Genomic DNA, 26,078 nt, shown 5'->3' with positions numbered 1-26,078 from the left:
GCGTTCCGGGACCCGGAAGGCCCCGTCAGCGCACACCGTCGGCGGCGGACGCCTCAGGCCGGGCGGGTCAGCGCCCGGGGGGCAGAGCGCAGCGCCACGATCGCCGGCATCCCGGCGCGGGCCGCGGCCTCCTCGAGCAGCAGCGCCTCGGCGTCGCAGGCCCGCAGCGGCCGGGCGAACAGGTAGCCCTGCGCGGTGTCGCACCGGCCCTCGGCCAGCAGCTGCGCCTGGTGCTCGTGCTCGACGCCCTCGGCGAGGACCTCCAGGCCCAGCGTGCGGCCCAGGTCGATGGTGCCGCGCACGATCGCCGGCAGCGGCTCCCCCTCGGCCATCGAGCTGACGAACGAGCGGTCGATCTTGAGCACGTCCACGGTGAACTGCCGCAGGTGCGCCAGCGAGGAGTAGCCGGTCCCGAAGTCGTCCAGCGCCAGCCGCACGCCCAGCGCCCGCAGCGCCGCCAGGCACGCGGCCGCCCGCTCGGGGTCGCCCACCAGCGCCGTCTCGGTCACCTCGAGCACCAGCGCACCGGCCGGCAGGCCGCTCTCGGCCAGCGCGCGGGCGATCGAGCCGACCAGGTCCGGCGAGGCCAACTGGGTGGCCGACACGTTCACCGCCATCGTGAACGCCCCCGCACCCGGGTGGCGGTGCCGCCAGACCGCGGCGGTGCTGCACGCCTCGCGCAGCACCCACGCGCCGATCTCGTCCATCAGCCCCGCGGCCTCGGCCACCGGCACGAACCGGTCGGGGGCCACCGGGCCCAGCCGCGGGCTGTCCCAGCGCAGCAGCGCCTCGAAGCCGGTGACCCGGCGGTCGGTCAGGCCGATCACCGGCTGGTACACCAGCCGGAACTCGCCCCGGGTCCCCGCGCCGCGCAGCTCCTGCTCGAGCTCGCGGGCGGCCCGCGCCGCCGCGCGCATGCCCGGCTCGAACCGCTGCACGCGGTTGCGGCCGTCCAGCTTGGCCGCGTACAGCGCCAGGTCGGCGTCGCCGATCAGCGAGGCACCGCCGGTGTCCCCGCGGCCGACGGCCACACCGACGCTCGCCGACACGGTCACCGCGCCGCCGGGCAGCGCCACCGGCCGCGCCACCACCTCGAGCGCGCGGGCAGCGGTCAGCAGGGCCTCGTCGTCGCCCTCGCCGGTCTGCTCGACCAGCACGGCGAACTCGTCGCCCCCCAGGCGGGCCACGGTGTCGTCGGCGCGGACCGCGGCGCGCAGCCGGCTCGCGACCTCGCGCAGGAGCGCGTCACCGGCCGCGTGGCCGAGGGAGTCGTTGACCGCCTTGAAGCCGTCGAGGTCGAGGGACAGCACCGCAACCGAGCCGCCGCCGCGCACCGTCCGGCGCAGCGCCTGGCCGACGCGGTCGGTGAACAGCGCGCGGTTGGCCAGGCCCGTCAGCCCGTCGTGCAGCACCGAGTGCGCGAGCGCCTCCTCGGCCCGGCGGCGGCCGGTCACGTCGGTGACGTGGACGACGACGCCGCCGACGTCGGGGTCGGCGCTGAGGTCGACCAGGCGCACGCCGATCCAGCGGTCCTCGCCGCGGTGCCGGGCGGGCAGCTCGGCGTCGACGACGCTGCCGCCGGCCCGGACGGCGCGGACGAACAGCGCGGTGACCAGCTCGGGGTCCACGCCGGAGAGCCGGACGACGTCCGCGGTGGTGGGGACGTCCGCCGGCGCGACGCCGAGCAGCGCGGCCAGCGGCGCGGGGTCGCTGAGCAGCCGCCCGCCGTGGGACACGACCACGACCGCGTCGGAGGAGTGCGCGGTGAGCTTGGCGGCGAACCGCTCCCGCGAGCGCAGCAGCGCCCGGGCGGCCGCCTCGCCGCGCACGAGCAGCGCCGCGCGGACGAACACGAGGACGGTCAGCGTGACCATGGCGGTGAACACCGCACCGGCGGCGTGCTCGCGGCCGGCCCAGTCGATGACCAGCTCCGTCGTCGGAGGGACCAGCAGCGCGCCCAGGCAGACGGCCAGGCGGGCAAGGCCCGACACCGCCGGCCGGGCGTCGTCCCCGGCCGAACGGGAGGCGGAGCCGGGCCAGGCGGCGGCGGCGAGCAGCACGCTGCCGAGCAGCCAGCCGGCGTCGAGCAGCGAGCCGAGGTCGTCGGCGTCGACGTCGAGCAGGTACACGACGTCGGAGAACAGCCAGCAGGCACAGGCGACGGCCACGGCCAGCGAGGCCCGCTCCCCCTGCCGGCGGGTGGCCAGCAGCCGCACGACCAGGCCGATGAGCGCCGCGTCGAGAGCCGGGTACAGCGAGAGGACGACGCGGTCGGCGCCGCCGAGCGTCGGGTCCTGGACGGTGGCGGCGATCGACAGCTCCCAGACCACCAGCAGCGCGGCGACGAACACGACGAGCGCGTCGATCCAGCCGGACGTCCGCTGGTCGCGGTCGGCGTGGCGGGTGCGGGCCATGAGCGCCAGCGCGGTGGCCAGGGCGACGTAGCTGCCCAGGTACGCGACGTCGGCGGGGCCGACGTCCGCGCCGGACCCGGTCAGCGACGTCTGGACCTGCCACACCACGTCACCGGTGCAGGTCAGCGTGACGCCGAGGGCCACGAGGACGGCGGGGAGCTGCCGTCCGCCGCGGGACGCGCCCGCCCAGGCGGCGACGACCGCCATCCCGAGCACCGTGAAGTACAGCGCCGTGCCGGTGGCCGTCCCGTAGGCCAGGCCCTCGGCGACGAGCAGGACGGCGACGAGGGCGACGACCAGCGCGGGCGCATGCCGCAGGGCCGGCCGACTGCTGCCGGCGGTCCCGCTGGGTCCATCGATGGTCCACGACACGGGACCGGCATCGGCGTGGCACGGATCGACCTGGAACGGATCCGGCCGGTGTTCCCCCGAGGGGGTGAGACGCGGTCAGCCGGCCGGTCGCAGCACCGCCTGCACCAGGTGCGGACCGGGCTCGCGCAGCGCGGTGCCCAGCTGCTCGGCCAGCTCCTCGGCGGTCTCGGCCCTGGTGGCCGGCACACCCATCCCGGTGGCCAGCGCGACGAAGTCCAGCCTCGGCCCGCCCAGGTCGAGCAGCTGCCCGGCCTTCTCTCCCCCGCCGGTGGCCCCGACGCGGGAGAGCTCGCCCTGCAGGATCGCATAGGAGGCGTTGTCGTAGAGGACGACGGTGACGTCGAGCTGCTCGCGCGCCATCGTCCACAGCGCCTGGAGCGTGTACATCGCGCTGCCGTCGGCCTGCAGGACGAGCACCGGCCGGTCGGGACAGGCGACCGCCGCGCCGACCGCCATCGGCAGGCCGTCGCCGATCGCCCCGCCGGTCAGCGCCAGCCAGTCGTGCCGCGGCGCCCCCGAGGTCAGCTCGGCGATCCCGACGCCGGAGGTGATCGCCTCGTCCACCACCACCGCCCGCTCGGGCAGCAGCGCGCCGACCACCGCCGACACCGCGCGCGGCGTCAGGCGCCCGGCCGGCAGCTCCGGGCGGGAGGCCTCCAGCAGCTGCGGGGCGGCGTCCGCGGCCACCTGCGCGGCGAGCGCCTCGAGCGCCGCGACGCCGTCCTCCCCCGGGGCCGACAGCACGTGCACCGTGCAGTCCTCCGGCACCGGCGTGCCCGGCACGCCGGGATAGGCGAAGAAGTGCACCGGCGCCGTCGCCCCGGCCAGCACCAGGTGCCGCGTGCCGGCCAGCGCCTTGATCGCCACCTCGGGCGGATAGGGCAGCTTGCCGACGTCGGGCAGGCCCGCGCCACGCACCATCCGCGCCGGGAACGTCTCGGCGAGCAGCCGGGCGCCGGTGCCGGCGGCCACCCGCGCCGCGGCCAGCAGCCCCGCCTCGGTCGCGACGACGTCCCCGCCGAGCAGCAGCACGGTGGGCTCTCCGCCCTGCACCACCGCGGCGACGTCGTCGAGCACCGACGGCGCCACCTGCGGCCGCGGCCGCGGCGGCACCGGGTCGGCCACGACGCCGCCGTCGGACCACGAGACGTCGGCCGGCAGCACCAGCGTGGCGATCTGGCCGCGCGCGGCCGCGGCGACGGCGTCCGCGGCGTCGGCGGCGACGTCCTCCGGCGCGAGCGAGCGACGCACCCAGCCCGACACGGTGCCGGCGACGGCGTCGATGTCGGACTCCAGCGGCGCGTCGAGCCGCTTGTGCGACCGGCCGTGGTCGCCGACGACGTTGACCATCGGCGTCTTGCCGCGCCGGGCGTTGTGCAGGTTGGCCAGGCCGTTGCCCATGCCGGGCCCGAGGTGCAGCAGCGTGGCGGCGGGCCGGCCGGTCATGCGGGCCCAGCCGTCGGCGGCGCCGGTGGCCACCCCCTCGAACAGGGTGAGGACGCCGCGCATCTCGGGGACGTCGTCCAGCGCGGCGACGAAGTGCATCTCCGACGTCCCGGGGTTGGCGAAGCAGACGTCGACGCCGGCGTCGACGAGCGTGCGGATGAGGGCCTGGGCGCCGTTCACCGGGAGACGTGCACCTCGTTCACCTCGTAGTGGGTCATGACCGCGCCGCCGCTGGCGAACCTCGGCACGTCCTTCGCCGTCACCTTGCCCTCCTCGGAGGCGAAGGCCGCGCCCATCGCCTGCTCGGAGTCGAAGTCGAGCTGGGCGACGAGGTAGGGGGCGGGGTGCGCGGGGTCCATGGACTGCGGCTTCCCGGTGGTGAGCCGGACCAGCCCGGGCATCTGCACGGCGAGCGGGGTGTGCGTGTCGCGGTAGTACGCGTCGAACGCCGCCGGGTCGTCGGGCTGTCCGTAGCTGACCACCAGCCTGTGCACCATCTACCGCACCTCCGCGCTCGCGCCCGGGCACCGCTGCCCGGGGTCTCCCCCACCCTGGCAGGGACCCGACGGTCCCCGCGACCTCAGAAGGTGAGGACCAGGCGGCCGCGCACCCCGCCGGCGGCCAGCACGCGGTGCGCCTCGGGCGCCTCCTCCGGCGCGAAGGTGCGGGCCACCCGCAGTGTCAGCGCCCCGGCCTCGACCTGCTCGCGCAGCCGGTCGAAGGCGGCGCCGTTCTCGGCGTAGCGACGCACCAGCGTCGGCAGCACCTCGACCCGGTCCGAGCCGTCGCCGCGGTAGCCGCGGACGGTGGCCACCTTCCCGCCGTCGCGGACCGCGGGCAGCACCAGCGCGTCCTGCACCGACCCGTCGGCCAGCCCGTCGACGCCGTCCGGGAACTCCGCGCGGATCCGCTCGGCCACGTCGTCGCCGCGCCGCACCACGACGTCGGCGCCGAGGTCGCGGACCAGCTGCTCGTCGGCCTCGGAGGCATCGGCGACGACGGTGTGCCCGTCGGCCTTCGCCAGCTGGACGACGTAGCCACCGAAGGCACCCGCCGCGCCGGTCACCGCCACGACCGACCCGGCGGGCAGGGCCATCTGGTCGAGGGCGAGGCGGGCGGTGAGCGCGTTCATCGGCAGCGTGCAGGCGGCGACGGCGTCGGCCCCGGCGGGCACGCGGGCCACCGAGCCGGCCGGCAGCACGAGGTCCTCGCGGTAGCCGCCGTGCGCGCCGGTGGGGACGACGATCGCCATCACCGCGTCGCCCACGGCCACGCGGTCGACGCCGTCGCCGACCTCCACGACCTCGCCGGCGGCGTCCATGCCGGGCACCCACGGCGGCGTCTTCACCGGGTCGCGGCCGGCGTAGGCGCCGCTGCGCAGGTGGGTGTCGGTCGGGCTCACCGCCGCGGCCCGCACCCGCAGCCGCACCTGGCCGGGCCCGAGGGGCTCGTCGGGCACGTCGACGACGGTCAGGGCCTCGGGCCCGCCGAACTCGGTCACTCCCACCGCGCGCATGTGGCCGACCCTAGGACGCACGACTCATGACACCACCGGGGCTTGCACATGACGTCATCGTGGTGTCAGCATGACGTCATGGACCTCGCGCCGTTCGTCGAGCAGCTCCGCCGGGACCTCCTCCTCGCCGCCGCGCCCGGCGGCGAGGGGGCCCGCGAGCTGGCCGAGCGCCTCACGGCGCCGCTGGAGGCCTCGGTCCGGCTGGCCCTGCTCAGCGCGCTGTCGGCCGCGGCCGAGGAGCTGACCAGCCAACTGGCCCCGGGTGCCGTCGACGTGCGGCTGCGCGGCAGCGACATCGGCTTCGTCGTCACCCCGCCCCCCGCGGCCGCCGAGGCGCACGGGTCCCCGGCCCCCGAGCCGGGGATCCCCGACGCCGACGACGGCACCACCATCCGCATCACCCTCCGGCTGCCCGAGCAGCTCAAGGTCCGCGTCGAGGAGGCCGCCGCCCGCCTGGGCTCGTCGGTCAACACGTGGCTGGTCCGGGCCGTCACCGACGCGGTCACCCGCGCCGACCGGCCGCCGGCCGCCGACGGACGCCGCTCCCGGTGGTCGGGCGGCTCCCAGTACACGGGCTGGGCGCGCTAGCGGCGTCCCGCCACCGGACCACGCACCGCGACCCCGGCCGACCGGTCCGGGGGCGATCCCCCCTGCCCCGAGGAGGGCGCAGCCATGCCCACGTTCGACACCCCCGGTCCCGTCTCCGCACGCATCGAGGTCGCCGCGGGCAGCGTCCGCGTCCGCGCCTCCGACCGGCGCGACACGGTGGTCACCGTCCGGCCGCACGACGAGCGCAGTTCCGCCGACGTCACCGCCGCGCAGCGCTGCGTGGTCGAGCACACCCCCGGCCGGCTCCTGGTCCGCTCGGCCGGCCACCCCCGGCTGCTGTTCCTCGGCTCCGGCGGGCAGGTCGACGTCGAGGTCGCCCTCCCCGAGGGGTCCGCGGTCGAGGTGCACACGTCGGCCGGGGACGTCTCCTGCTCCGGCCGGCTGGGCACCGCCGTGCTCGACAGCCGCTACGGCGACATCCGGCTGGACTCGGCCGAGCGGCTCCGGGCCAGCACCAGCAGCGGCGGCATCACCGCCGGCGCCGTCGACGGGGACACCGTCATGCGGACCTCCTACGGGGACGTGCGGCTGGGCCGCAGCGACGGTGACGCGCGCCTGGAGACCGCCTGCGGGGACGTCACCGTCGACCGCACCTCCGGCTCGCTGCGCGGCAGCACGAGCTACGGGAAGGTGCGGGTCGGCGAGGCGGTGCGCGGGTCGCTGGTGCTCGAGACCGCCTACGGCGAGGTCGAGGCCGGGATCGCGGCCGGCACCGCGGCGTGGCTGGACCTGCAGTCCGGTTCGGGCAGCGTCCGCAGCGAGCTCACCGCCACCGAGGGGCCCGAGGACGCCACCGACACCGTCGAGGTCCAGGCCCGCACCGCGTACGGCGACGTCCTCGTGCGGAGGGCCTGAGCATGGGCACCGCCGTCTCCGTCACCGGCCTGCGCAAGGCCTTCGGGTCGACCGTCGTCCTCGACGGCCTGGACCTCGCCGTCGCCGAGGGCTCGGTCTACGCCCTCCTCGGCCCCAACGGCGCCGGGAAGACCACCACCGTCGACGTCCTGTCCACGCTCACCCCGGCCGACGCCGGGCAGGTGACCGTGGCCGGGCACGACCTCGGCCGCGACCCCGGCGGGGTCCGCTCCGCCATCGCGGTGACCGGGCAGTTCTCCGCCGTCGACGGCCTGCTCACCGGGCGGGAGAACCTCCGGCTGATGGCCGACCTCAACCACCTCGGCCGGGGGGAGGGCCGCCGGCGCGCCACCGACCTGCTCGAGCGCTTCGACCTCGTCGACGCCGCCGACCGGCTGCCGGCCACCTACTCCGGCGGCATGCGCCGCCGGCTGGACCTGGCGATGGGGCTGCTGGGCGACCCGCGGGTGGTCTTCCTCGACGAGCCGACCACCGGCCTGGACCCGCGCAGCCGCCGGGCGATGTGGGACGTCGTCCGCGGACTGGTCGCCGAGGGCGTGACCATCCTGCTCACCACGCAGTACCTGGAGGAGGCCGACCGACTCGCCGACCGCATCGGCCTGCTCGACGGCGGCCGACTGGTCGCCGAGGGGACCTCCGACGAGCTCAAGCGGCTGGTCCCCGGCGGTGCGGTGCGGCTGTCCTTCGCCGACGCTCCCGCTCTCGAGGTGGCCGCGCGGGTGCTCGGCGTGGAGCCCGGCGACCCCGCCGCGCTCGTGCTCGAGGTGCCCTCCGACGGCAGCGTCCCGGCGCTGCGCTCCCTGCTCGCCCGCCTCGACGACGCCCGCGTCGACGTCGCCGGGCTCACCGTCACCACACCCGGCCTCGACGACGTCTTCCTGGCGCTGACCGGCCGCCCGACCGCCGAGGAGGTGCCCGCGTGAGCGTCGCCGCCACCCTGGCCGACAGCCGCACGATGCTGCGGCGGAACCTGCAGCACGCCGTCCGCTACCCGTCGCTGACCCTGATCGTGGCGGCGGTGCCGATCGTCTTCCTGCTGCTGTTCGTCTACGTCCTCGGCGGCACGCTCGGCGCGGGGCTGGGCGGACCGGCCGGCGGGCGCACCGAGTACGTCACCTACGTGGTGCCCGGTGTGCTGCTCCTCGCCGTGGCCGGCGCTCCGCAGGGCACCGCGATCTCGGTCGCCATGGACATGACCGAGGGCATCATCTCCCGCTTCCGGACCATGTCGATCGCCCGGGCGTCGGTGCTGACCGGGCACGTCGTCGGCTCCGTGATCCAGACGCTGGTGGGCCTGGCCGTCGTCCTCGCCGTCGCGCTGCTGGTGGGCTTCCGGCCGGACGCGAGCCCGCTGGAGTGGCTGGCCGCGACCGGGCTGCTGTCCCTGGCGTCCTTCGCGTTGGCCTGGCTGGCGGTCGCGATGGGCCTGGCCTCCCCCACCGTGGAGGCGGCCAGCAACCTGCCGATGCCGCTGTCGCTGCTGCCGTTCCTCGGCAGCGGGTTCGTGCCGGTCGACTCGATGCCGGCCGGGCTGCGCTGGTTCGCCGAGCACCAGCCGTTCACGCCGCTGATCGAGACGCTGCGCGGGCTGCTCACCGGCACGGCGATCGGGTCCAGCGGCTGGGTGGCGATGGCCTGGTGCGCCGCGATCGCGCTGGTCGGGTACCTGTGGGCGCGACGGGGCTACGAGCGGCGTCCGGCCCGCTGACCACGAGCGGCCCGGGACCTGGTGGTCCCGGGCCGCTCGCGGACGACGATCAGCGCTTGAGGCCGTACTCCTTGAGCAGGCCACGGCTGATGATCGTCTTCTGGATCTCGCTGGTGCCCTCGCCGATGAGCAGGAACGGCGCCTCGCGCATGAGCCGCTCGATCTCGTACTCCTTGGAGTAGCCGTAGCCGCCGTGGATGCGGAAGGACTGCGTGGTCACCTCGGCGCAGTACTCGCTGGCGATCAGCTTGGCCATGCCGGCCTCGACGTCGTTGCGCTGGCCGGCGTCCTTGAGGCGGGCGGCGTTGACCATCATCAGGTGGGCGGCCTCGACCTTGGTGGCCATCTCGGCGAGCTGGAAGGCGATCGCCTGGTGCTGGACGATCGGCTTGCCGAAGGTCTCCCGCTGCTGGGCGTACTCCACGGCCAGCTCGAAGGCGCGGATCGAGATGCCGCAAGCGCGCGCGGCGACGTTCACGCGGCCGACCTCGACGCCGTCCATCATCTGCGCGAAGCCGCGGCCGGGGGTCCCGCCGAGGACCGTGTCCGCGCCGATGCGGTAGCCGTCGAACACCATCTCGGTGGTGTCGACGCCCTTGTAGCCCATCTTGTCGATCTTCCCGGGGATGGTCAGGCCCGGGGCCACGGTGCCGAAGCCGGCCGGCTTCTCCACCAGGAACGTCGTCAGGTTCTGGTGGGCCTTGTCCGCGCCCAGGTCGGTGCGCACCAGCGTGGCCACCAGCGTCGAGGAGCCGCCGTTGGTCAGCCACATCTTCTGGCCGTCGATGACGTAGTCGTCCCCGTCCTTCACGGCCTTGGTGCGGATGCCGGCGACGTCGGAGCCCAGGCCCGGCTCGGACATCGAGAACGCGCCGCGGACCTCGCCGGTGGCCATGCGCGGGAGGAAGTGCTCCTTCTGCTCCGGCGTGCCGTGCTGGCGGAGCATGTAGGCGACGATGAAGTGGGTGTTGATGACCCCCGAGACGCTCATCCAGCCGCGGGCGATCTCCTCGACCACCAGCGCGTAGGTCAGCAGCGACTCACCGAGGCCGCCGTACTCCTCGGGGATCATCAGCCCGAAGATGCCGAGCTCCTTGAGCCCGTCGACGATCTCCTGCGGGTACTCGTCGGCGTGCTCGAGCTGCTGCGCGTGCGGGATGATCTCCTTGTCCACGAAGCTGCGGACCGTCGACAGGATCTCCTGCTGGATGTCGGTCAGGTCGGCGGTCTGCGCCAGTCGGGCCACGTCTGCTCCTCCGGGACTCCGGTGTCCGTTGCTACCGGCGAGTATGAGCGAGGCACCCCCAGCCGTCGCCGTGTCCCCGGTCACCCGCCCGCTCCATCCAGGCATAGGAAGCTCTCCCCACGTATCGGCGCCTGCGAGGTGGGGATCGCTTCCTGTGCCTCGTGGGGTTCAGCCCTCAGGCGGGGTGAAGCTCGACGTGCGGGAGAGGCCGGCGGCGCGGCCCTTGCCGGCGATGACCAGCGCCATCTTGCGGCTGGCCTCGTCGATCATCTCGTCGCCGAGCATCGCCGAGCCCTTCTTGCCACCGGCCTCCGACGTCGCCCAGTCGTAGGCGTCGAGGATGAGCTCGGCGTGGTCGTAGTCCTCCTGCGACGGCGCGTAGATCTCGTTGGCCGCGTCGATCTGGCCGGGGTGCAGCACCCACTTGCCGTCGAAGCCGAGCATCGCCGAGCGCTTGGCGACCTCCTCGAACGCGGGCACGTCGCGCACCTGCAGGAAGGGGCCGTCGATGGCCTGCACGCCGCGGGCGCGGGCGGCCATGAGGATCTGCATGAGGATGTAGTGGAACGGGTCGCCCGGGTAGTCGGGGTGCAGGGCGCCGACCACCAGCGACTTCATGTTGATGCTGGCCATGAAGTCGGCCGGGCCGAAGATGATCGTCTCGATCCGGTCGCTGGCGAACGCGATGTCGTTGACGTTGATCAGGCCCTGCGCGGTCTCGATCTGCGCCTCGATGCCGATCCGGCCGACCTCCAGGCCGTTGGCCTTCTCGATCTGGCTGAGCAGCAGGTCCAGCGCCGTGACCTGGGCGGCGTCCTGGACCTTCGGCAGCATGATGCAGTCCAGTTCGGCCCCGGCACCGCCGACGACCTCGAGCACGTCCTGGAACGTCCACTCCGTCGTCCAGTCGTTCACCCGGACCGTGCGGATCTTGTCGCCCCAGCCCCCCTCGTTGAGCGCCGCGACGATGTTCTTCCGGGCGCCCGGCTTGGCCAGCGGCGCGCAGGCGTCCTCGAGGTCGAGGAACACCTGGTCGGCCGGGAGGCCCTTGGCCTTCTCCAGGAAGCGCGGGTTGCTGCCCGGCACGGCGAGGTTGGAACGGCGGGATCGGAGCTCGGCCACGGTGCCTCCGCTGGTGGGTCGATGATCGGCCACCGGAGAGTAGCCAGGCGGCATTCATGGCCATTTCTGCCGGGTCAGGTGACCGGCTCGACCGGCGTCGGCGGCCGGCTCGCCCGCACCACCAGCGCCACCCCGGCGACGACGGCGACCATCCCCGGCAGCGCGAGCAGCGGCGGTGTCTGCCCGAGCAGCACGAGCGCCACGAGCAGCGCGCCGGGCACCTCCAGCAGCACCGCGAGCCCGACCACGGTCGGCCCCACCGTGGACAGCACCAGGTTGAGCAGCGTGTGCCCGAGGATCTGCGCGCACACGGTGATCGCCGCGATCAGCCACCAGTCGCGGGCGCTGAACCCGGCGAGCGGCGTGGTGGTCACCAGCGCCGCGACGGCGAGCACGACCGCGCAGGTGGCGTAGCAGACGACGGAGTACGCCGACGTCGCCAGCCGGGTGCGGGCGCGGGCGCCGGCGAGCATGTAGCCACCGGCGCAGATCGCCCCCAGCAGCGCCAGCCCGTCACCGGCCAGGGCGCGCAGGCTCACCGCGACGTCGACCCCGGCGATCAGCGCGGCGCCGACGACGGCCAGCCCGAGCCCCGCCCACACCTGCCCGGGCAGCCGCACCCCGGAGACGCGAGCGGCCAGCGCCGTCCAGATCGGGGTGGTGGTGACCAGCGCGGTCGAGGCGGCGACCGTGGTCATCGACAGGCTGGGCAGCCAGGCGGCGAAGTGCGCGGCGAGGAACAGCCCGGCGACCACGGAGCTGCCCAGGTCCCGCGGCCGCAGCCCGGTCAGCGTCGCGCGCTCCCGGCCGAGCAGCACCGGGACCAGCAGCGCCGCGCCGGCCGCGTTGCGCCAGAAGGCGATGGCGAGGAAGGAGGTGGTCACCAGCGCGGTCAGCGGACCGGAGAACGACACCCCGATCACGGCGACCGCCATGAGCCCGACCTCGCGGGCGCCGGGCCGGTGCACCGCCCACGGGGAGGGCGCCGTCGTCGCCTGGCTCACGGGACGCGGATGCGGCCGGCGGCCACCGGCACCACCGCGCCGGCCACCGTGGCCGCCGTCGCCCGGCCGCCCTCGGCGGTGACCGTGCAGGACAGCACCGACGGCCGCCCCATCGCCTCGCCCTGCCGCACGGTGTAGGCCGACGTCCCCTCCGGCGCCACGAGCCCGGAGGCGACCAGCCAGACGCCGGTGCCCAGTGCCGCGGAGCCGGTGGCCGGGTCCTCGCCCCAGCGCAGGTCGTTCGCGAACACGCGGGCGTGGGCGACCGAGCCGTCCCAGGACAGCACCGAGACGCCCTCCCCCACCCCGAACGCGGCCAGCGCGGCGGGGTCCGGGACGGCGCGGTCGACGGCGCCCGAGTGCACGGCGAGGACGGCGAACGGCAGGCCGCAGCCGGCGACGGACGCGGGCAGCCCTCCGACGTCGGCCGCCGAGAGCCCCAGCGCCTGCGCCAGCGCCGCCGGGTCGGGACCGTCCTCGAGCGTCGGCCGCCCGCCGGACAGGGTGGCGCCGGCGTCGTCGACGACGACGTCGAGCACCCCGGCACCGCACTCCTGGCGCAGCGTGCCCGCGGGCAGCCGGCCGGTGCGCACCAGCGTGTGCGCGGCGCCGACGCTCGGGTGCCCGGCGAAGGGCAGCTCGGCGTAGGGCGTGAAGATGCGGACCCGGTAGTCGGCGCCGGGCCCGGTGGGCGCGCAGAGGAACGACGTCTCCGACAGCGCGAACTCGTTCGCCAGCGCCTGGCACTGCGCGGTGGTCAGGCCGTCGGCGTCGAACACGACCGCCAGCGGGTTGCCCGCGAACGCCCGCGGTGCGAAGACGTCGACGACCTCGTACTCGACGAACCCGGGGGCTGCCACGCGCCGACGGTAACCTCACGAACCGTGAGCACGGTGACCAGGGCATACGTCTCCCGGCTCGCCGGACTCCCCGTCTTCGACCCCAACGGGGACCGGGTCGGGCGCCTGCGCGACGTCGTCGTGGCGCTGCGCGTGGGCAGCGCCTCCCCGCGGGCGCTGGGGCTGGTCGTGGAGGTCGTGGCGCGCCGGCGCATCTTCGTGCCGATGGGCCGGGTGACCAGCATCGACCCCGGCGCGGTGGTGCTCGCCTCGGGCACGTTGAACCTCAAGCGCTTCGAGCAGCGGGCCGGAGAGACGCTGGTGCTGGGCGAGTTGCTCGACCGCACGGTCACCATCCGCGAGTCCGGCCGGCCGGCGACCGTGGTCGACGCCGGGATGGAGCAGACCCGCACCGGCGACTGGCTGATCACCCGCCTGGCCGTCCAGGAGCCCGGCCGCATCGGCCGCCGCGGGCAGCTGCACCAGCTGGCCTGGGACGAGGTGGACGGGCTCGCGCTGCCGGAGACCGGCCAGGGCGCGGAGACGCTGATCGCCACGTACCGCGAGCTCAACGCCGCCGACCTCGCGCACGCGCTGCAGGACCTGCCGATCAAGCGGCGGCACGAGGTCGCCGAGGCCCTCGACGACGAGCGGTTGGCCGACGTGCTCGGGGAGCTGCCGGAGGCCGAGCAGGCCCTCATCCTCGGCACGCTGGAGGAGCGCCGGGCCGCCGACGTCCTCGAGGAGATGGACCCCGACGACGCCGCCGACCTGCTGGCCGAGCTGTCCCACGTCGACCGTGACCGGCTGCTGGAGCTCATGGAGCCCGACGAGGCCGAGCCGGTGCGCCAGCTGCTCAAGTACTCCGAGGACACCGCCGGCGGGATGATGACCAGCGAGCCGGTGATCCTCTCCCCCGACGCGACGATCGCCGAGGCGCTGGCCCGGGTCCGCGAGCCCGAGCTCACGCCGTCGCTGGCCAGCCAGGTCTACGTCTGCCGCCCGCCGTCGGCCACCCCGACCGGGCGCTACCTGGGCCTGGCACACATCCAGCGGCTGCTGCGCGAGCCCCCCTCCACGCTGGTCAGCGGCGCCCTCGACGACCTCGAGCCGCTGCGCCCCGAGGCGCCGCTGGCCGAGGTCACCCGCTACTTCGCCACCTACAACCTGGTCGCCGCGCCGGTCGTCGACGAGCAGGGCCGGCTGGTCGGCGCGGTGAGCGTCGACGACGTCCTCGACCACCTGCTGCCCGAGGACTGGCGCGAGCGGGCGCGTCGTGGCTGAGTCCGGGCGCCGCCTCGACGTCCCCCGCGGCTCGCCGCGCAGCCTCTCCGGCTTCCTGCGGCTGGACCCCGACGCCGTCGGCCGCTTCGCCGAGGGCATCGCTCGCTTCCTCGGCACCGGCCGGTTCCTCGCCGTCCAGACGCTGATCGTGATCGTCTGGATCACGCTGAACGTGGTCGCCGTGGGCCTGCGGTGGGACCCCTATCCCTTCATCCTGCTGAACCTGGCCTTCTCCACCCAGGCCGCCTACGCCGCGCCGCTGATCCTGCTGGCGCAGAACCGGCAGGCCGACCGTGACCGCGTGCAGGCCGAGGAGGACCGCGCCCGGGCCGCCTCCACCCGCGCCGACACCGAGTACCTCGCCCGCGAGCTGGCCGCGCTGCGCGTGGCCGTCGGGGAGCTGGCCACCCGCGACTTCATCCGCGGCGAGCTCAACCGCATGACCGGCGACGAGGGCGACGACGCGGAGAAGCGGGAGAAGAAGCGCCGCAAGCACGCCGAGCGGGCCGACCGCGAGAAGCGAGCCGAGCGGGAGCGCCGCGAGTCGGTCGGCTGAGGCTCGGCCCGGCAGCGCCTGCAGGACGTCGAGGCCGCGGGCGGCGAGCCGGGTGGCCGGCGCGAGCCGGCTCAGCCGGGGAGGTCCTTGGCGAGGTGGACGAGCTCGAGGCCGGCGCTGACCCGTTCACGGCGTTCCTCCCGGTAGCCCGCCCGCTCGTACAGGCGGAGGTTGCCGGCGCTGCGGCCGCCGGTGAACAGGACGGCCCGGCGGGCACCCGGCGTCCGTTCGGCGGCGGCGAGCAGGGCGCTGCCGACGCCCCGGCCCCGCAGGTCCGGCGCCACCACGAGGCGGCCGACCGACAGCACCCCGCCGGCGAGCTCGCCGCGCACCGCGCCCACCACCCGCGGGCCCACCGTGGCGGTCAGGACGGTGCCGGCGGCGACGGCCGCGGCGACCTCCTCGAGCGTCTCGGTGAGCGGCGGGATGCCCGGGTCGCCGTACAGCTGCGCCTCGGACACGTACGCGGCGCGCTGGAGGGTGAGCACCTCCCCCGCGCTGCCCGGCGCGGCCGGCCCGACGACGACGCCGTCGGGGACCGCCGCCGTCGCCAGCTCCAGGTCGACGAAGGCGGCGACCATGGCGCGGTAGACGCGCTCGACGACCTCCGGGCTCGCGCCGTGCGCCGTCGCGCGCTCCCGCACCCGGGCGACCACCTGCTCGACCCGGCCGGGCGCGCGCACGGCGGCGCCGTCGGCCTTCAGCCGGCCGGCCGCCCGCACCAGCTGCTCGCGGCGGGCGAGCAGCGCGACGACGTCGTCGTCGAGGCGGTCGATCGCGGCGCGCACGGCGGCGAGGTCCGCGGGATCGGCCACGTCAGCCCACCAGGACGTGCACGAGCGCCCCGGTGGCACCGGCCAGCACGAGGACGACGATGAACGGCGCCCGGAGCGCCAGCGCTGCCGCCGCGACGGCGAGCCCGGCCAGCCGGCCGTCGACGACGAGGTCCTGCCCGGAGCTGAGCGCCTGGACCGCCACCAGCGCGGCCAGCAGCGCGGCCGGCACGAAGGTGACCAGCCGGGTCACCCACGGCCGCTCGACCCACGCCGCGGGCACCGACAGCCCGGCCAGCTTGAGCAGGTAGCAGCCCGCCGACCCGACCAGCACCACCGTCCACAGCGCGCCGCTGCTCACGTCGCCTCCCGCGGCCGGCCGGCGAGCACCACCGCCACGACGGCGGCCACCACCTGCACGCCCGGCGGCACGAACGGCGTCAGCGCCAGCGCGACGACCGCGCCGCCGAGCGCGACCCGCCGCGCGACGGCCGGCTCGTCGGCGCCGGCGCGCAGCCGCGGCCACAGCAGGGCGAGGAACGCGGCCGGGACGACGGCGTCCAGCGCCGCCTGCGCCGTCTCGCCCAGCGCTCCCGCGCCGAGCGCACCGACCAGTGTGGTGGCGTTCCAGACGGCGAAGATCGTGGCGCCGCCCGCGAGGAAGCCCAGCCGGGCCAGGCCGCGGTCGGGAGCGGCCACGGCCAGCGCCGTCGTCTCGTCGATCACCCAGTGCGCCATGCCGAGCCGGCGCAGCAGCCCGCGCGGCGCGAGCAGCGGGGCCAGGCGGACGCCGTAGACGGTGTTGCGGGTGCCCAGCAGCAGCGCGCTGCCGATCGCCGCCGCCCCGCCGCCCCCGGCGCCGAGGACGCCGACCAGTGCGAACTGCGAGGCCCCGGTGAACATCAGCAGCGACATGGCCAGCGCCTGCCACGGGTCCAGGCCCGCGGCGTCGGCGGCCGCGCCGAAGGCGACGCCGTACAGGCCGACGGCGACGCCCAGCCCGATCGCGTCGCGCAGGACGGCGGTACGGGCGGGACCGGGCACGGGACCCGAGGTTAGTGACCCGCCGCGGCCGGGGAAGGGGCGCACCCGGCACGGCGTCGACCTGCACGTGGCCGCGTGCCGCCCCGGCGGCGGACTGCGCAGCACATCACCACCGCGCCGGGCGGCACCCGGTGCCGACCGCCGTACAGTGGACGGTGGCCCGGAGAGCAGTTCCCCGCCGTGCGCGGCGGGACGCGGACCGGGTCCCCCCGTCGAAGGAGACACATCCCCCCATGTCCGACACGCTGACCGGCTCCCCGGCGCTCGACGCCGTCAACGCCGCTCTGGCCACCGTCCAGGACCCGGAGATCAACCGTCCGCTGACCGACCTCGGGATGGTCAAGGACGTGCAGATCGGCGTCGGCGGCGACCCGGGCGCCGTGCGCGTCGAGGTCTACCTCACCGTGGCCGGCTGCCCGATGCGCGAGACGATCACCAACCGGGTGACCACGGCGGTCTCGGCCGTCCCCGGTGTGACGTCGGTGCAGGTCGGCCTGGACGTCATGAGCGACGAGCAGCGCTCGGAGCTGCGCAAGACCGTCCGCGGCAGCGACACCGCCGAGCCGGTCATCCCCTTCGCCCAGCCCGGCTCGCTGACCCGCGTCTACGCCGTCGCCTCCGGCAAGGGCGGCGTCGGCAAGTCCAGCGTCACGGTCAACCTGGCCGCCGCGCTGGCGAAGAAGGGCCTGTCGGTCGGCGTCGTGGACGCCGACATCTACGGCCACTCGGTGCCGCGCATGCTCGGCGTCGAGGACAAGCCGACCCAGGTCGACAACATGATCATGCCGCCGCAGTCGATGGGCGTGAAGGTCATCTCGATCGGCATGTTCACCCCGGGCAACACCCCGGTCGTCTGGCGCGGCCCGATGCTGCACCGCGCGCTGCAGCAGTTCCTCGCCGACGTGTGGTGGGGCGACCTCGACGTCCTGCTGCTGGACCTGCCGCCCGGCACCGGCGACGTCGCGATCTCCATCGCCCAGCTGCTGCCCAACGCCGAGATCCTCGTGGTGACCACGCCGCAGCAGGCCGCCGCCGAGGTGGCCGAGCGGGCCGGCGCGATCGCCACGCAGACCCACCAGCAGGTGGTCGGCGTCATCGAGAACATGTCGTGGCTCGAGCTGCCCGACGGCACCCGCATGGAGGTCTTCGGCTCCGGCGGTGGCCAGGCGGTGTCCGACGCGCTGACCCGCACCCTGGGTGCCCGGGTCCCGCTGCTCGGCCAGATCCCGCTCGACACCCGGCTGCGGGAGTCCGGCGACGCCGGCGCGCCGATCGTGCTGGCCGATCCGCAGACGCCCGCCGCCCAGGCGCTCGCGACGATCGCCGACTCGCTCGCCGTCCGCCAGCGCGGGCTGTCCGGGATGTCGCTGGGGCTCACCCCCGTCCGCCGCTGACGGAGGGCCGCCTGCGAGAGCCCACGGTCGGGTCACCAGAGGCCCGGTCCCCGCGAGGGGGCCGGGCCTCGGTCATGCGGCGGGGCGGTCAGCCCCGGGGTGCCTCCGGCGGGCGTCCCTTGAGCTCGTGGAAGCCGGCGGCCCCGGCGACGAGCGTGACGCCGTCCCACAGCCGGCCCGCCTCCTCCCCCGCGGGGACGCGGGAGAGGACCGGGCCGAACCAGGCGGTGCGCGTCCCGGTCCCGGAGACCACCGCCACGACCGGGGTGCCGACGTGCGTGCCCAGCAGCTCGATCCCCGCCTGGTGCGAGGCCCGCACCAGCTCGTCGTGGGCGGACGTGTGCGCGGCGTCGGCCAGCTGCTCGGGCAGGCCGACCGCGCGCAGCAGGTCACGCGTGTCGGGCCACTCGCCGCGGCCGTGCACCGCCTCGCCGTAGGCGCGGTACAGCGCGAGCAGGGCCGCCTGCCCGTGCTCCTCCTGCACCAGCGTGAAGACCCGCACGGGTTGCCACAGCCAGCCCTCGGGATCGCCCTCCGGGTCGTCCTCGCGCCCCTCGTTGAGCACCGCCAGGCTCATCACGTGCCAGCGGACCTGCACGTCCCGGACCCGCTCGACCTCCTGCAGCCAGCGGGCGGTCACCCAGGTGTAGGGGCAGCTCGGGTCGAACCAGCAGTCGACGGCGGCCATCCGCGGACTACGTCGCGTCGACGTCGAACGGCGGCGGGCTGCTCCGGTCGCGGTCGACGACGGCCGGTCGCGTCGCCGGCTTGACCAGGCTCGCCGCGGTCGCGCCCGACGCACCGGCCGCCGGTGCCGCCGTCCCGGCGTCGCCGCGGCGCACCGGCGGGGCGTCGTCGTCGAACAGCTGCGAGCGGATGAACGTCTTCGGGTGGTACTGGCGCAGGTCCAGGTCGCGCAGGCCGGCGAGGTCGTCACCGAGGGACTCGTCCACCTGGGCGCGCACCCCGGTGATCGCCTCGCGCACCTTCTTCAGCCCGGCCGCGGCGTCCCGGGCCAGGTGGGGCAGCCGCTCGGGCCCGAAGATGAACAGCGCGGCCAGCGCCAGGACGACGATCTCGCCCCAGCCGATCGAGTCGAACACGCGTCGCCTCCCTGCCTATGCCTGCGCGAGGGTCGCCTGGACCGTCGTGGACGAGCCGCCGCGCACCAGCTCGATGGTCACCACGTCGCCGGGGGCGTGCGCGTCGACGGCGACGGCGAGCTCCTCGGAGCTGCCCACGGGCTGGTCGTCGACGCCGATGACGACGTCCTGCTCCTGGATGCCGGCGTCGGCCGCGGGGCTGTTCGGCTCGACGTTGAGGACCAGCGCGCCGTCGCGGGTGCCGTCGGTGACCGACCGCGTGTTCACCCCGAGGGTGGCGTGCACCGCGCTGCCGGTGGCGATCAGCTGCTCGGCGACGGTGCGGGCGGTGTCGATCGGGATGGCGAAGCCCAGGCCCACGCTGCCGCCGCCGAGCGAGGCGATGGCGGTGTTGATGCCGATGACCGCGCCGGTGGCGTCGACCAGCGCGCCGCCGGAGTTGCCCGGGTTGATCGGGGCGTCGGTCTGCACCGCGCTGATGACCGCGTTGGTGTCGCTGCCCTCCCCCGCCAGCCGCACCGGCCGGTCGAGGGCGCTGACGATGCCGCTGGTCACCGTGCCGGCCAGGCCCAGCGGGGAGCCGATGGCCACCACCGGGTCCCCGACGACGACGTCGTCGGAGTCGCCGAGGGAGGCGGTGACCAGGCCGGGCCGCTCGACCTTGACGACGGCGATGTCGCTGGCCGGGTCTCGGCCGACGATGCGCGCCGACGAGCCGCTGCCGTCGCTGAACACCGCGCGGATCTCCGCGCCCTCGACGCCGTCGGCGCCGGAGATGACGTGGTTGTTGGTGACGATGTAGCCGTTGGCGCCGTCGACGACGACCCCCGAGCCGGTGGCGCCGGCGTCACCGATGCGCACCTCGATGGACACGACGGCCGGCGTCACGGTCTCGGCGATGTCGGACACCGAGCCCGGCTCGCGGGTGATCCCCTCGTCGGTCTCGGTGAGCGTGGTGCCCGGCGCGAGCAGCGGCGTCTCGCTGGCCTCGCGGGTCAGCAGGTAGCCCACCCCGCCGCCGAGCGCGCCGGCGAGCAGCACGGCCAGCGCGACGAGCACGGCCACCCGCACCGACAGGTCGCGCAGCCGCAGCTTCCTGCGGCCCTTGCGGTCGACGACGACCGGCCCCTCCTGCTCGGACTCCTCCTCGAAGACCGCGGGACCGGTGAGGCCGGCCGGGGCGTGCGGGTCGCGCCAGGGGTCGCTCCTGGCATCCGGCTTCCACCACGGGCCGGCCGACGTACGCCGGCGCCCGGGACGGCCGCCGGGCGGCTCCTGCAGCCCGGCCTGGCCGGCCGGCGCGCGGAAGGCGCGCAGTACGGCCTCCGGCGGCGGCGGGGGCACCGGCCGGGGCGGCAGCGGAGGGCGGTCGCCGGCGAAGCTGCCGGGGACCGCGACCGGCCGGCCGAAGGCGGCGGCCTGCGCCGGGCTGGGCAGGGGCTGCGACCGGGGCGCCGAGGACGGCCGCGCCTGCTCCGGCGGGTCGAAGGAGCCGGTGGCCCCGGCGGGCCGGGCGAAGACCGCGTCGCCGTCGCGGCCGTCGACCGGTGGGCGGACGACGGCCTCGACGGTGCGCTCGCCGACGCGGGTCGCGGGCTCGGAGGTGCCGGTCTCGCGGGCGTCGTCGGGTGGGGTCACGGGTACAGGGTCCTCCCCGGACCTGTCAGCGGACGGGAGCTGGCGGTGCAGCGCGACGGTACCCGCCGGCGGACCCGGGACCCCGGGACCGGGACCCGGGGTCGGGGTCCGTGCTCAGGGGGTGGCACCGCCGGGCGGCTGCCCGGCCAGGGTGCGCACCACCGGCGGCACGACCTCGGTGCGCTCGTCGGGCGCCGAGGGCCCGGCCACCGACGGCGGCGGCCCGCTCGGGGTCTCACCGGGATCGGGGAGGTTGACCGCCAGGACCGCGACGCCGAGGCCCAGCCCGGCCAGCGTGCCGGCGACGCTGCGGCGCAGCCAGCGGGCCTGGTGCGGCGAGGAGGAGCGCGCCGGCGGGTCGTCGAGGGCCACGGTCCAGCGCCCGGAGGAGCCGGAGACGGTGAGCTGGCCGGGACCGGCGGTCACCGTGCCGAGCCCGCCGCCGCCGGGCACGTCGGCGGTGAAGGGGATGGCGCACAGCCGGGACAGCAGGTCGCCGGGGACGGCGACGTCGGAGGCGGCGTGCAGCGCGTCCTTGGCCTCGCGCTGCGCCTGGACGAGCATCCGGCACTCGAGGCAGCCGGCCAGGTGGCGGGCGGCGCGGCCGGCCGGGCCGCTGGCCAGCTCGCCGTCGACCAGTGCGGCGATGGCCTCCTGGGCCAGGTGGCTCTCCGGCAGGCTCATGCACGGGCCCCCGGTGCCGCCACCCCGCGCGGGGCGAGGTGGGCGAGGGCCTGGCGCAGCTGCACGCGGCCGCGGTGGATGCGGCTGCGGACGGTGCCGAGCTTGATGCCGAGGGTCGCCGCGATCTCCTCGTAGGTCAGGCCCTCGATGTCGCACAGGACCACGGCCACGCGGAACTCCGGCGACAGGGCGTCCAGCGCCGCCTGGATCTGCGGGTCGAGGTGGGTGTCGGCGTAGACCTGCTCGGGGCTGGGCGAGGTGCCCGGCAGCCGCTCGGTGTCCTCGGGCAGCGCGTCGAACCGGATCCGCTGGCGGCGGCGGACCATGTCGAGGAACAGGTTCGTGGTGATGCGGTGCAGCCAGCCCTCGAACGTGCCGGGCGAGAAGTCGGCGAGGGAGCGGAACACCCGGACGAACGTCTCCTGCGTGAGGTCCTCGGCGTCCTGGGCGTTGCCCGAGAGGCGGTAGGCCAGCCGGTACACCCGCGCGGAGTGGTCGCGCACGACCTGCTCCCAGGTCGGGGCCACCCACACCTCGCCGGCGCCGGACACGGCCGGCTGCTCGGCGGGCTGGGGGACGGCGGCATCGGACACGTCGTCAGGATCGCAGACGCGCACGTCGCCGGCCTCCCCCGGATGATGGACGGGGACGGCGGCACGCTCGGGTGTCACGTCGGGACCAACGGGCGGCGGCGTGCGCGGTGTTCCCGTCGGCCGGTGTTGCCAGGTTCCTCACAGGTCCGCCTCCCGGACCACGCCCCGGGGCCGCACTACCCTCGCCCGGTGATGAGCGCCCAGGGACCGTCGCGCGCCGGCGGGACCGGAGGCGCCGCCTGGGCCGACCGCTACGCCGCGGAGGACCCCGTCCTCGCCGCGGCCCGCGCCCGGGCCCTGGCGCTCGGCGGCACACCCCCGCCCGGGCCGGCCGCGGGGGCCACCCTCGCCGTCCTCGCCGCGGGCGCCGGCGCCCGGGCGGTCGTGTCCGTGGGCAGCGGTGGCGGCGTCGTCGGCCTGTGCCTGCTGCGCGGCATGCGTCCCGACGGCGTCCTCACCGCCCTCGACGGCGACCCCGAGCAGCTGCGCGGGGCGCGGCGGGCGTTCACCGAGGCCGGCGTCCCCGCGGGCCGGACCCGGCTGATCTTCGGCACCCCCGCCGAGGTGCTCCCCCGGCTGTCCCCCGGCGCCTACGACCTGGTGGTCTGCGCCGGGCCGCCGACCGAGTACGCCGCGCACCTCGCGGCGCTGCTCGCGCTGCTGCGCACCGGCGGGACGCTCGCCTGCCACGGCCTGCTCGCCGGGGACCGCATCGGCGACCGCGCGGCCCGCGACCCGGAGACCGTCACCTGGCGCGACGTGGCCCGCGACGTCCGCGAGGACGAGCAGCTGACCTCCGCCGTCCTGCCGATCGGGGCCGGCCTGCTGGTGGCCACCCGCCGCGGCTGACTAGCCGGCGAACGGCACCTCGGCCAGCGGCTCCCACGGCCCGCCGAGGTAGCGCCACAGGCCCAGCCCGCGGGCGGGGACGTCGGAGGGGACGAACTCCGCGGCCAGCCGGTCGTGCAGCGCCCGCGCCACCGCCGGGTCCACCTTGTTCTGCACGGTGACGTGCGCCGACAGCCGCTGGCGGTCCTGCGGGGTCAGCCACGGGTCGAACTCCGCCGACAGCCGCGCGTGCAGGGCGGAGAGCTCGGGCGCGGCCAGCCGGTAGGCCACCCCGCGGCCGAGCCGCTGCACGCCGGTCACCGCGACGGCGAACGGCGGCCGGGCGGCGACCTGCGCCAGCGCGGCCTCGACGGCGTCGCGCTGCTCGCCCGGCAGCGCGTGGAACAGCGTGACGTGCGCGGCGAGGTGGTTGCGGTCGACCGGGAAGTGCTCGGCCCGCAGCCGGTCGAACCGCGCCTGCGCGTCGGCCTCGAGCAGCAGCGTGACGATGAGCGGACGCGCGTCCCCGCTCACACGATCGCGCGGGCGCCCTTGCCGAGCACGGTCACGCCTCCCGCGCTCACGTGGTAGTGCGCACGGTCGGCCTGGGCGTCGACACCGATGCGCGCCCACGGCGGGACGACCACGTTCTTGTCCAGGATCGCCCGCCGGACGTAGGCGCCCTCGCCGATCCGGACGCCGTCCATGAGGACGCTGTCCTCGACCCGGGCGCCGCGGTCGACGCGCACGCCCGGCGAGACCACCGAGTTGTGCACCGACCCGCCGCCGATGATCGCGCCGGCGCTGACCATCGACTCCTCGGCCCGCCCGCCGAGCACGAACTTCGCCGGCGGCTGCTGCGGCGGCAGGGTGAGGATCGGCCAGCGGTCGTTGTAGAGGTTGAACACCGGCGTGACCGACACCAGGTCCATGTGCGCGTCGAAGTAGGAGTCGATCGTCCCGACGTCGCGCCAGTAGCCGTGGTCGCGCTCGCTGGCGCCGGGGACGATGTTGGTCGAGAAGTCGTAGACGTAGGCCGTCCCGGCGTCGGCCAGCATCGGCATGATCGAGCCGCCCATGTCGTGCGCCGAGTCGGGGTCCTCGGCGTCGGTGCGCAGGGCGTCGAGGAGCGCGTCGGTGCTGAACACGTAGTTGCCCATCGAGGCGAAGGACTCCTCCGGGCTGTCGGGCAGGCCCGGCGGGTCGGCCGGCTTCTCGAGGAAGCCACGCACCTTCCCGTCGGCGGCGGCGTCGATGACGCCGAACTCGGTGGCCTCGGCCCGCGGCACCCGCAGCCCGGCGATGGTCACCCCCGCCCCGGTCTGCACGTGCTGGTCGACCATCTGGCCCGGGTCCATCCGGTAGACGTGGTCGGCGCCGAAGACGACGACGATGTCGGGTCGCGCGTCGTAGATGAGGTTGAGGCTCTGCAGGATGGCGTCGGCGCTGCCGGTGTACCAGCGCGGGCCGAGCCGCTGCTGGGCCGGTACCGGGGTGATGAAGTTGCCCAGCAGGTTCGACATCCGCCACGTGGTGGTGATGTGCCGGTCGAGGCTGTGGCTCTTGTACTGGGTGAGGACGGCGATCTGCCGGATCTCCGCGTTGACCAGGTTGGACAGCACGAAGTCGATGAGCCGGTAGTTGCCGCCGAAGGGGACCGCGGGCTTGGCGCGGTCCTGGGTGAGGGGCGCCAGGCGCTTGCCCTCACCACCGGCGAGGACGATGCCGAGCACCTGAGGGCCGCCACGCATGCAGGGAACGTAGCCGCTGGCCGGGGTCGGCGTCGCCCCACCTCCGGCCGCCGCGCCCCCTAGGGTGACCGCCGTGCGCATCGGCATCGTCACCCGCGAGTGGCCACCGGACGTCTACGGCGGTGCCGGCGTGCACGTCGAGCACCTCGTGGCGGCCCTCCGCTCGCTTCCCGCGGGGCCGGACCTGGAGGTGCACGCCTTCGGCGGCCCCCGCACCGACGCCCGGGGCTGGGCGGTCCCGCCGGGTCTCGCCGGCGCCAACGGCGCGCTGCAGGCGCTGGGCACCGACGTCGAGATCGCCGCGGCGCTCGGCGGGGTCGACCTCGTGCACAGCCACACCTGGTACGCCAACGGCGCCGGCCTGCTCGCCGCCCTCGTGCACGGGGTGCCGCACGTGGTCACCGCGCACTCGCTCGAGCCCCGCAGGCCGTGGAAGGCCGACCAGCTCGGCGGGGGCTACCGGCTCTCGTCCTGGGTGGAGCGCACCGCCTACCTCGCCGCCGACGCGGTGGTCGCGGTCAGCCACGGCATGCGCACCGACGTGCTCGACGCCTATCCCGACCTCGACCCGGCCCGCGTGCACGTCGTCGGCAACGGGGTGGACGCCGAGGCCTACCGGCCCACGCCGGCGCCCGACGTCGTCCGCTCGCTCGGGGTGGACCCCGACCGGCCGTACGCCCTGTTCGTCGGCCGGATCACCCGGCAGAAGGGCGTCGTCCACCTGCTCCGGGCGGCCGAGCAGCTGCCACCCGACGCCGGGCTGGTCCTGTGCGCCGGCGCCGCGGACACCCCGGCCGAGCGCCAGCAGGTGGCCGACGCGGTGGCCGAGCTGCAGGCCCGCCGGCCGGGCGTCGTCTGGATCGAGGCGATGCTGCCCCGCGAGCAGCTGGTGCCGCTGATCACCGGCGCGACGGTGTTCGTCGTCCCCTCGGTCTACGAGCCGCTGGGCATCGTCAACCTCGAGGCCGCCGCCTGTGGCACCGCCGTGGTCGCCAGCGCCGTCGGCGGGATCCCCGAGGTGGTCGCCGACGGCCAGACGGGCCTGCTGGTCCCCTACGACCCCGACGACGCCGCCGCCTTCGAGGCCGGCCTCGCCGCACGGGTCACCGAGCTCCTCCACGACCCCGCGCGGGCCGCGCGCATGGGCGCCGCCGGCCGCGAGCGGGTGCTGTCGGAGTTCGGCTGGCCGGCGATCGCCCAGCAGACCGTGCAGGTGTACTCGGCGGTGGTCGCGGCACGGGGCTGACGCCCGCGGGGTCCCGCACGCACGCCGGATGG

At 75.8% G+C, this 26,078-nt stretch carries 27 protein-coding genes; 9 read left to right on the top strand and 18 right to left on the bottom strand.

Annotation, left to right across the window (positions count from 1 at the left end):
* Positions 1–53: 53 nt before the first annotated feature.
* The 4 genes from HLV61_RS00410 to HLV61_RS00395 all read right to left on the bottom strand — a co-directional run bounded on the left by HLV61_RS00410 (position 54) and on the right by HLV61_RS00395 (position 5,748).
* On the bottom strand, positions 54–2,786 hold the full coding sequence (locus tag HLV61_RS00410) for a putative bifunctional diguanylate cyclase/phosphodiesterase (protein ID WP_369251838.1): 2,733 nt from the start codon (positions 2,784–2,786) through the stop codon (positions 54–56).
* Between the two features lie 75 nt (positions 2,787–2,861).
* Positions 2,862–4,412 carry an acetolactate synthase large subunit gene (locus tag HLV61_RS00405; RefSeq protein WP_369251836.1) on the bottom strand — a complete coding sequence of 517 codons (1,551 nt, stop codon included), beginning with the start codon at positions 4,410–4,412 and terminating at the stop codon, positions 2,862–2,864.
* Positions 4,409–4,729 (bottom strand): EthD family reductase, encoded by a 321-nt coding sequence (locus HLV61_RS00400; RefSeq protein ID WP_369251834.1) that lies wholly within the window; start codon positions 4,727–4,729, stop codon positions 4,409–4,411. The genes HLV61_RS00405 and HLV61_RS00400 overlap by 4 nt, the downstream gene beginning before the upstream one ends.
* An 83-nt stretch (positions 4,730–4,812) precedes the next feature.
* Entirely contained in the window at positions 4,813–5,748 is a 936-nt protein-coding gene (locus HLV61_RS00395) for an NADP-dependent oxidoreductase (RefSeq protein WP_369251832.1), read from the bottom strand.
* 78 nt (positions 5,749–5,826) lie between these two features.
* On the opposite strand from HLV61_RS00395, the gene HLV61_RS00390 reads away from it, so the two are divergent.
* From HLV61_RS00390 to HLV61_RS00375, 4 genes are all read left to right on the top strand, one after another.
* Positions 5,827–6,336 (top strand): toxin-antitoxin system HicB family antitoxin, encoded by a 510-nt coding sequence (locus tag HLV61_RS00390; protein ID WP_369251830.1) that lies wholly within the window; start codon positions 5,827–5,829, stop codon positions 6,334–6,336.
* Between the two features lie 84 nt (positions 6,337–6,420).
* Positions 6,421–7,212 carry a DUF4097 family beta strand repeat-containing protein gene (locus tag HLV61_RS00385; RefSeq protein WP_369251828.1) on the top strand — a complete coding sequence of 264 codons (792 nt, stop codon included), beginning with the start codon at positions 6,421–6,423 and terminating at the stop codon, positions 7,210–7,212.
* Between the two features lie 2 nt (positions 7,213–7,214).
* The gene (locus HLV61_RS00380; RefSeq protein ID WP_369251826.1) at positions 7,215–8,156 is read left to right on the top strand and encodes an ATP-binding cassette domain-containing protein; all 942 of its coding nucleotides are present in this window, start codon (positions 7,215–7,217) and stop codon (positions 8,154–8,156) included.
* Positions 8,153–8,941: an ABC transporter permease gene (locus HLV61_RS00375; RefSeq protein ID WP_369251824.1), complete on the top strand. Its 789-nt coding sequence runs from the start codon at positions 8,153–8,155 to the stop codon at positions 8,939–8,941. The genes HLV61_RS00380 and HLV61_RS00375 overlap by 4 nt, the downstream gene beginning before the upstream one ends.
* A gap of 49 nt (positions 8,942–8,990) precedes the next feature.
* Here HLV61_RS00375 and HLV61_RS00370 read toward each other — a convergent pair whose 3' ends face one another.
* The 4 genes from HLV61_RS00370 to HLV61_RS00355 form a co-directional block, all read right to left on the bottom strand.
* Positions 8,991–10,187, bottom strand: a complete 1,197-nt coding sequence (locus HLV61_RS00370) for an acyl-CoA dehydrogenase family protein (protein ID WP_369251822.1) — start codon at positions 10,185–10,187, stop codon at positions 8,991–8,993.
* A 168-nt stretch (positions 10,188–10,355) separates the two neighbouring features.
* The gene (locus HLV61_RS00365; protein ID WP_369251821.1) at positions 10,356–11,309 is read right to left on the bottom strand and encodes an HpcH/HpaI aldolase/citrate lyase family protein; all 954 of its coding nucleotides are present in this window, start codon (positions 11,307–11,309) and stop codon (positions 10,356–10,358) included.
* A 74-nt stretch (positions 11,310–11,383) separates the two neighbouring features.
* Positions 11,384–12,313, bottom strand: a complete 930-nt coding sequence (locus tag HLV61_RS00360) for a DMT family transporter (protein WP_369251819.1) — start codon at positions 12,311–12,313, stop codon at positions 11,384–11,386.
* Complete coding sequence (locus HLV61_RS00355; protein WP_369251817.1) at positions 12,310–13,173, bottom strand: PhzF family phenazine biosynthesis protein; 864 nt, start codon at positions 13,171–13,173, stop codon at positions 12,310–12,312. Before HLV61_RS00355 ends, HLV61_RS00360 begins: the two co-directional genes overlap by 4 nt.
* A 24-nt stretch (positions 13,174–13,197) precedes the next feature.
* Between HLV61_RS00355 and HLV61_RS00350 the strand changes: the two genes are divergently transcribed.
* Together HLV61_RS00350 and HLV61_RS00345 are read left to right on the top strand one after the other, a co-directional pair.
* A complete protein-coding gene (locus HLV61_RS00350; protein ID WP_369251815.1) occupies positions 13,198–14,436 on the top strand; it encodes a magnesium transporter MgtE N-terminal domain-containing protein in 1,239 nt (412 codons plus the stop codon).
* Entirely contained in the window at positions 14,429–14,992 is a 564-nt protein-coding gene (locus HLV61_RS00345; protein WP_369251813.1) for a DUF1003 domain-containing protein, read from the top strand. Before HLV61_RS00350 ends, HLV61_RS00345 begins: the two co-directional genes overlap by 8 nt.
* Before the next feature lie 71 nt (positions 14,993–15,063).
* On the opposite strand, the gene HLV61_RS00340 is transcribed toward HLV61_RS00345, so the two are convergent.
* From HLV61_RS00340 to HLV61_RS00330, 3 genes are read right to left on the bottom strand one after another with little or no spacing between them, the layout of a single operon-like run.
* Positions 15,064–15,807, bottom strand: coding sequence for a GNAT family N-acetyltransferase (locus tag HLV61_RS00340; protein WP_369251811.1), 744 nt, complete (start codon positions 15,805–15,807; stop codon positions 15,064–15,066).
* A 1-nt stretch (position 15,808) separates the two neighbouring features.
* Positions 15,809–16,126 (bottom strand): AzlD domain-containing protein, encoded by a 318-nt coding sequence (locus HLV61_RS00335; RefSeq protein ID WP_369251809.1) that lies wholly within the window; start codon positions 16,124–16,126, stop codon positions 15,809–15,811.
* A complete protein-coding gene (locus tag HLV61_RS00330; protein WP_369251807.1) occupies positions 16,123–16,809 on the bottom strand; it encodes an AzlC family ABC transporter permease in 687 nt (228 codons plus the stop codon). The genes HLV61_RS00335 and HLV61_RS00330 overlap by 4 nt, the downstream gene beginning before the upstream one ends.
* 233 nt (positions 16,810–17,042) lie before the next feature.
* On the opposite strand from HLV61_RS00330, the gene HLV61_RS00325 reads away from it, so the two are divergent.
* Positions 17,043–18,203, top strand: a complete 1,161-nt coding sequence (locus HLV61_RS00325; RefSeq protein ID WP_110906289.1) for an Mrp/NBP35 family ATP-binding protein — start codon at positions 17,043–17,045, stop codon at positions 18,201–18,203.
* Positions 18,204–18,291: 88 nt separating this feature from the next.
* Here the strand turns inward: HLV61_RS00325 and HLV61_RS00320 are convergent, their stop codons facing one another.
* From HLV61_RS00320 to sigE, 5 genes are all read right to left on the bottom strand, one after another.
* Positions 18,292–18,891: a mycothiol-dependent nitroreductase Rv2466c family protein gene (locus HLV61_RS00320; RefSeq protein WP_369251804.1), complete on the bottom strand. Its 600-nt coding sequence runs from the start codon at positions 18,889–18,891 to the stop codon at positions 18,292–18,294.
* A 7-nt stretch (positions 18,892–18,898) separates the two neighbouring features.
* Entirely contained in the window at positions 18,899–19,306 is a 408-nt protein-coding gene (locus HLV61_RS00315) for a twin-arginine translocase TatA/TatE family subunit (RefSeq protein ID WP_369251802.1), read from the bottom strand.
* 15 nt (positions 19,307–19,321) lie between these two features.
* Positions 19,322–20,944: a S1C family serine protease gene (locus HLV61_RS00310; protein WP_369251800.1), complete on the bottom strand. Its 1,623-nt coding sequence runs from the start codon at positions 20,942–20,944 to the stop codon at positions 19,322–19,324.
* A 114-nt stretch (positions 20,945–21,058) separates the two neighbouring features.
* Positions 21,059–21,628 carry an anti-sigma factor family protein gene (locus HLV61_RS00305; RefSeq protein WP_369251798.1) on the bottom strand — a complete coding sequence of 190 codons (570 nt, stop codon included), beginning with the start codon at positions 21,626–21,628 and terminating at the stop codon, positions 21,059–21,061.
* Positions 21,625–22,221 carry an RNA polymerase sigma factor SigE gene (gene sigE / locus HLV61_RS00300; RefSeq protein WP_440284431.1) on the bottom strand — a complete coding sequence of 199 codons (597 nt, stop codon included), beginning with the start codon at positions 22,219–22,221 and terminating at the stop codon, positions 21,625–21,627. Before sigE ends, HLV61_RS00305 begins: the two co-directional genes overlap by 4 nt.
* A 192-nt stretch (positions 22,222–22,413) precedes the next feature.
* Here sigE and HLV61_RS00295 point away from each other — a divergent pair, with 192 nt between their 5' ends.
* On the top strand, positions 22,414–23,070 hold the full coding sequence (locus tag HLV61_RS00295; RefSeq protein WP_369251796.1) for an O-methyltransferase: 657 nt from the start codon (positions 22,414–22,416) through the stop codon (positions 23,068–23,070).
* Here the strand turns inward: HLV61_RS00295 and HLV61_RS00290 are convergent, their stop codons facing one another.
* Together HLV61_RS00290 and glgC are read right to left on the bottom strand one after the other, a co-directional pair.
* Positions 23,071–23,583 (bottom strand): 2'-5' RNA ligase family protein, encoded by a 513-nt coding sequence (locus HLV61_RS00290; RefSeq protein ID WP_369251794.1) that lies wholly within the window; start codon positions 23,581–23,583, stop codon positions 23,071–23,073. It lies immediately after the preceding gene.
* A complete protein-coding gene (glgC, locus tag HLV61_RS00285) occupies positions 23,580–24,800 on the bottom strand; it encodes a glucose-1-phosphate adenylyltransferase (RefSeq protein WP_369251792.1) in 1,221 nt (406 codons plus the stop codon). Before glgC ends, HLV61_RS00290 begins: the two co-directional genes overlap by 4 nt.
* Before the next feature lie 73 nt (positions 24,801–24,873).
* Between glgC and glgA the strand changes: the two genes are divergently transcribed.
* Positions 24,874–26,046 carry a glycogen synthase gene (gene glgA / locus HLV61_RS00280; RefSeq protein WP_369251790.1) on the top strand — a complete coding sequence of 391 codons (1,173 nt, stop codon included), beginning with the start codon at positions 24,874–24,876 and terminating at the stop codon, positions 26,044–26,046.
* Positions 26,047–26,078: the final 32 nt, after the last annotated feature.

The sequence above is a fragment of the Geodermatophilus amargosae genome (assembly GCF_041028265.1).
GTDB lineage: Bacteria > Actinomycetota > Actinomycetes > Mycobacteriales > Geodermatophilaceae > Geodermatophilus > Geodermatophilus amargosae_A.
The sequence above is the reverse complement of the archived record's forward strand: the minus strand, read 5'-3'. Positions and strand labels throughout refer to the sequence as shown.

Bases quoted from the DNA above. Each gene is read 5' to 3' on its own strand.
- HLV61_RS00400 (WP_369251834.1), bottom strand. From the start codon at position 4,729: ATGGTGCACAGGCTGGTGGTCAGCTACGGACAGCCCGACGACCCGGCG.
- HLV61_RS00395 (WP_369251832.1), bottom strand. From the start codon at position 5,748: ATGCGCGCGGTGGGAGTGACCGAGTTCGGCGGGCCCGAGGCCCTGACC.
- HLV61_RS00390 (WP_369251830.1), top strand. From the start codon at position 5,827: ATGGACCTCGCGCCGTTCGTCGAGCAGCTCCGCCGGGACCTCCTCCTC.
- HLV61_RS00385 (WP_369251828.1), top strand. From the start codon at position 6,421: ATGCCCACGTTCGACACCCCCGGTCCCGTCTCCGCACGCATCGAGGTC.
- HLV61_RS00380 (WP_369251826.1), top strand. From the start codon at position 7,215: ATGGGCACCGCCGTCTCCGTCACCGGCCTGCGCAAGGCCTTCGGGTCG.
- HLV61_RS00325 (WP_110906289.1), top strand. From the start codon at position 17,043: ATGTCCGACACGCTGACCGGCTCCCCGGCGCTCGACGCCGTCAACGCC.
- HLV61_RS00320 (WP_369251804.1), bottom strand. From the start codon at position 18,891: ATGGCCGCCGTCGACTGCTGGTTCGACCCGAGCTGCCCCTACACCTGG.
- HLV61_RS00305 (WP_369251798.1), bottom strand. From the start codon at position 21,628: ATGAGCCTGCCGGAGAGCCACCTGGCCCAGGAGGCCATCGCCGCACTG.
- HLV61_RS00295 (WP_369251796.1), top strand. From the start codon at position 22,414: ATGAGCGCCCAGGGACCGTCGCGCGCCGGCGGGACCGGAGGCGCCGCC.
- glgC (WP_369251792.1), bottom strand. From the start codon at position 24,800: ATGCGTGGCGGCCCTCAGGTGCTCGGCATCGTCCTCGCCGGTGGTGAG.